This is a genomic window from Microcystis sp. M53602_WE12 (assembly GCF_030065455.1).
Classification (GTDB): domain Bacteria; phylum Cyanobacteriota; class Cyanobacteriia; order Cyanobacteriales; family Microcystaceae; genus Microcystis; species Microcystis aeruginosa.
This window is the reverse complement of record NZ_JASJFB010000527.1, coordinates 1-1,387: the sequence shown is the minus strand read 5'-3', so window position 1 is coordinate 1,387 and position 1,387 is coordinate 1. Positions and strand designations below refer to the sequence as shown.

The following is a 1,387-nucleotide window of genomic DNA, read 5'->3' as shown; positions in this document are numbered from 1 at the left end:
AAGTTTTCATTCAGGACAAATGTACTGATTAACTAATTTTTTGGGGAAAATTAGTTAACCCATCATTATAACATATAATTAATTTGCAAGAGTTCTAATGTAGATGCTAGGCTGAAAAGGTGAAGCGAAAACCTTGTCCACTATAGGTTGCAGGGAAGAGAGTCTGTAGCCTGTTTAACGGCAATACTTTGGTCTGAACCCCGTCAGTGAAGGCGCCACCGTCTAGTTATCCCCGAAAATCGATACTTTGGAGTAAGCCAAAATGTACTCAAGTAGTTTGACGAATGAAGAGTGGTCTATCGTAGAACCGCTATTGCCAAAGAAGAAATTGACTTGCCCACCGAAATGAACCAAACGACAGATTGTCGATCTATCTTGAAGTGCCATTCAGGGCAATTCACTTTTGTCGAGAGTCTTTGGAGTTTCCATAGATGATTGTATGTAGTTGAGTAACGTTATGGTTTTGTACTATTTCTAGAATGTAGCTGCTTAATTTATCTGCACCAATTGCAGATGGCTCAATCGGATTAGCGTAATCAGATGTACTGGTAAAGATTTGGCGCAGATCAATAATTGGTAGTTTATAGGCTATTGCTGTTTGAATTATCACATCATTCCAAAATGTGAGTGCAGTTGTCGCTATGCTTTGGTATTCTGACTGCTCAAATCTTGGCTCGTAGATGGTGCAAATTGTTATTGGCAACTGTTTTTCCAGTAGCTCTTTGATTGCACTTACATAGTTAGCACGAAAATCTCCGACCAGCCTTGAAAATTTAATTATTACTTCTGCAACAGATTGTGCCCTCTGAGATAGATAGTCGATGTTGCGTAAAGCATCATTTCCCCCAACACTCAAAAACAAGTGAGTTGAGTCTTTAGGTAGCTTCTGAACTTGAGCATGGAGATCCGTGGTAATAGAACCATCAATAGCGAGTAAAGTGGCTTTCCATCCTAAAGGTATTTTGCGCTTAAGGTAATGGATAACATCTTCTTCAACATCCACATAAGGAGCATTATCAAATATGCTGTCGCCGAGCAAGACGATGTGGGTCATAAATCTATACCTCAAAATTTTCCACTTGCGCAAAGAAGCAATGCGACATAACTACATATTATAGGTCAACTTTCTGCATAAAACTCTCTGAGGCAACGATATGGTTCAACTTTCTGTATAACACTCCATTTAGGCGCAATCGCCAGAACTTTTCCCCATATCACGCCCAAAAGCCTGTTAGCCAGATTAGCTTACTGCAAACAATCTCGGCTCTTCGTTACCCTTTATGCTAAATCAACATACAAGATGCCAAGATAACATACTTCTAACCCAAAAATTCCGAAAGTTTCTAAAGCCATAGCCTCTCCGTTTTATTAGTTTAAGTTTATTGTT

At 39.2% G+C, this 1,387-nt stretch carries 2 protein-coding genes; both read right to left on the bottom strand.

Annotated features, from left to right (window positions below):
* Window positions 1-397: 397 nt before the first annotated feature.
* Entirely contained in the window at window positions 398-1,054 is a 657-nt protein-coding gene (locus PX482_RS17105; RefSeq protein ID WP_002758338.1) for an SGNH/GDSL hydrolase family protein, read from the bottom strand.
* 234 nt (window positions 1,055-1,288) lie between these two features.
* Window positions 1,289-1,387: transposase (locus PX482_RS17100; RefSeq protein ID WP_130758492.1), on the bottom strand; the 99-nt coding region annotated here is incomplete at its 5' end.

Excerpts from the sequence above, each read along its gene's own strand:
- PX482_RS17105 (WP_002758338.1), bottom strand. The coding sequence starts at position 1,054 with ATGACCCACATCGTCTTGCTCGGCGACAGCATATTTGATAATGCTCCT.